Origin of the sequence: Pseudoalteromonas sp. SG44-1 (assembly GCF_014164315.1) — a bacterium.
GTDB classification, from domain to species: Bacteria; Pseudomonadota; Gammaproteobacteria; order Enterobacterales; family Alteromonadaceae; genus Pseudoalteromonas; species Pseudoalteromonas rhizosphaerae.
In genome coordinates, this window is record NZ_JACJEW010000123.1 from 1 (window position 1) to 3,151 (window position 3,151).

A 3,151-nucleotide genomic window follows, 5' to 3' on the forward strand; every position below is an offset into this window, starting at 1 on the left:
TTCTCGCATTAGGCTCTTTACGTGATAAAGCTAAAAGTTGCTTGGATTTTTCTAAGTTCAATTTAGTAAAAGTAGATAAGTATCAGTGTGCTAATTAGATCACATAATTTGGCAGATTGGTATGATTGGTATGATTTTTAAATATCTAACCTCCACCTTGAAATTACCTAAAATGCAAACTTACTTTTAAAAGCAAGCAAATATGGCTGCTCAGTCTATATCGCTAGTGACGTTGTCACTCATAACGACAGCCTATAAATTATCGTTTTTGGGTAAAAGCGTTGAACTGATAAAAAAATGGCAAACTAACTAAGCAAGGCCTATTCCCTGATTGATGTCTGATCTAGAGGTTTTATTTATCAAAATAAAACATAAACCACTGATTATAAATAACAAAGTAAAAACTTATAATTAAACAGATTATTTTACTTATTCAGCTCTCGACATTGCAAAAAAAACAACGTTATACTATCACTTGATGAAACACATGAATTTACACTCACTCAGACACAATAAAACGCTATTAAAATATTTAATGGTGCTTTTACTGCTGTTCAGTGTTTTTTCACAGTGGCACTCAACTGTTCACGCAGTACAAAGCAGCACAGAGTGCCAACTCTGCATAAGTTCGTTTGATTTTGACGATTTAATATCTCCTACCACCAGTATATTTGAACCTGAAAGCAACCGCTACAGCGCTGTTTTAGCCTTACACTCTCCTCAATTTAGCGCAATCGTTGCGTTTTCAGGTAATCGTGACCCACCGAATACTCTTTAAAGTTCACTGTTAAAAAACCGTTTTATAAAGACTGTTTGCCATTGGGTAAGCAGCCAGTTTTAGTGCAAATTTTAGAGATTAAATAATGAAAATTAAGTATTCACCATTAGTTTTGGCGGTATTAACTGCTATCAGTACACACGCAATGGCAGCAGAGAAACAAATACAAAAAGATGAAAGCGATTTAGAAAAAATTGTTATTACAGCTTCACCGCTTAAACGTACCGTACTTGAATCAAGCACCCCAGTATCAATTCTTAGTGGCGAAGAGCTTGATCAGCACCAAGCAGCAACCCTTGGCGAAACCTTAAAAAATGTGCCAGGTGTACACAGCTCTTATTTTGGACCCGTTGCCAGTAGCCCAATTATCCGAGGATTAGATGGACCTCGAATCAAGGTTGTACAAAACGGATTAGGCGCATCTGATGCATCACGCGTTGGCCCCGATCACCAAGTATCAACCGAAACCTCTACGGCCACACAAATTGAAGTATTACGCGGCCCTGCTACTTTGCTTTATGGTAGTGGTGCAATTGGCGGCGTTGTTAATGTGGTTGATAACCGCCTCCCCATTGAAAGACAACAAGGTATTACTGGAGAAGTATTTGCTCAGTACGATAACGTAGCAGATTCAAAAACAACATCTACTGATTTAAATGCCGGAACGGGCGACTTTGCTGTTCATATTGATGCTTACAACCGTAATACCGGTGACTATAAAATACCTGTTCCCGCTGATATTAATGAACATGGTGGCAGTACTAAACTCTCAAACTCAGCAATCGATGCACACGGTTATAACTTAGGAGCTGGCTGGATCACTGACGATACACGCGTCGCTTTTGCCTATGGCTCAATGGACTCAGAATACGGTTTACCGGGTGAAGATGGCGTAATTATTAAGTTAAAACAAGACCGCTATCAAGGTGTTGTTGATTGGAATAATCTTGACGGTTTTATAAAATCGGTGCATTGGCAAAATGCATATACTGATTACCAACACTCAGAAATTGAAGGGACTGAAATAGGCACTACTTTTAAAAATGAAAGTATCGAGTCTAGACTATGGGCAGAGCACAGCGCGGTTTATGGTTGGCACGGTATAATGGGCTTACATTATAACAAAAGTGATTTTGAAGCGATTGGCGAAGAAGCCTTCACACCACCAACAAAAACCGACAGTTTAGCCGCATTTTTAATGGAAGAAAAACAAACAGGTGCTTTATTGTGGCAGCTTGGTACACGCGTGGAGCAACTAACCCATAAAGTGAATAACCAATTTTTTGATGAGCTATCAAACGATAATAGTATCTCATTTGCAGATGAAGATTACACGGCGGTTTCAGGCTCTGCAGGAGTAGTTTGGAGCATTAACGACAAGCACTCATTAGCATTTAATTATGCATATTCACAACGAGCTCCTTCGGCATCAGAAATTTATGCCTACGGCCCACACATAGGCTCAGGCACATATGAAGTAGGCGGTGCTTTTGATGTTGTTAATAACAGTGATGGTACTTACTCTGTGGCTCAAGTTGCCCAGAGTATGGATAAAGAAGTATCAAACAACTTAGACGCTACATATCGCTATAACGCTGATAGCTGGAATGCCAGCATCAGTATATTCCAGAACCAAATTGACGATTATATTTACGAAGACTTTAGCAACCTTGTACTAAGTGATGGTGAGTTTATTACTTCCCAAGCTTATGATCAATTACAAGATACAGGTGCAGCTTCAGATGAAGAGACTGATGGCTTACCTGTGGTAAATTTTGCGCAAGGAGATGCTAAACTCTATGGTTTTGAAGCACAAGTTGACTGGCACTTAAACGAACAATGGCGTCTGGATGTGTTTTCGGATTATACCCGCGCTAAACTAGATAAAGGCGGTAACGTACCAAGGATCCCACCATTACGTGTTGGTTCTTCAATACATTATGAATACGGTAATTGGCACACTGAAGTAGAAGTCACTCGCAACAGTAAGCAAGATAAAATTGCCGCAAACGAAACCACCACCGACGGCTATACCATGCTATCAGCCGCTGCTAACTATTACCTTGATTTAGGTAACGTTGACATGACATTGTATTTAAAAGCCGACAATCTAACCGATCAAGAAGCGCGCGTGCATTCATCTTACTTAAAAGACGAAGCACCACTTCCAGGTCGCTCATTTAGTATAGGTGTAAGAGCGCGTTTTTAAACAGCGCTTGCTATAAGTGTTTGTTAAATAAAACAGCTCTTATACCAATCGTGTTAAGTTACTGACCATTTATAGCGACAGATAAATACAGTGATAACAAGGCGTAAATTTTGACATGTAGTTGTTCTACTTGAAAAAATTATAACGCAGTTAGCGCTTTATTT

The 3,151-nt window shown here is 39.3% G+C and carries 1 protein-coding gene; it reads left to right on the plus strand.

Annotated features, from left to right (window positions below):
• Positions 1 to 863: 863 nt before the first annotated feature.
• On the plus strand, positions 864 to 2,987 hold the full coding sequence (locus H5187_RS22910) for a TonB-dependent receptor (protein ID WP_182798414.1): 2,124 nt from the start codon (positions 864 to 866) through the stop codon (positions 2,985 to 2,987).
• The last annotated feature ends 164 nt before the right edge of the window (positions 2,988 to 3,151 follow it).

Coding starts and splice junctions, on each gene's coding strand:
- H5187_RS22910 (WP_182798414.1), top strand. CDS start 864: ATGAAAATTAAGTATTCACCATTAGTTTTGGCGGTATTAACTGCTATC.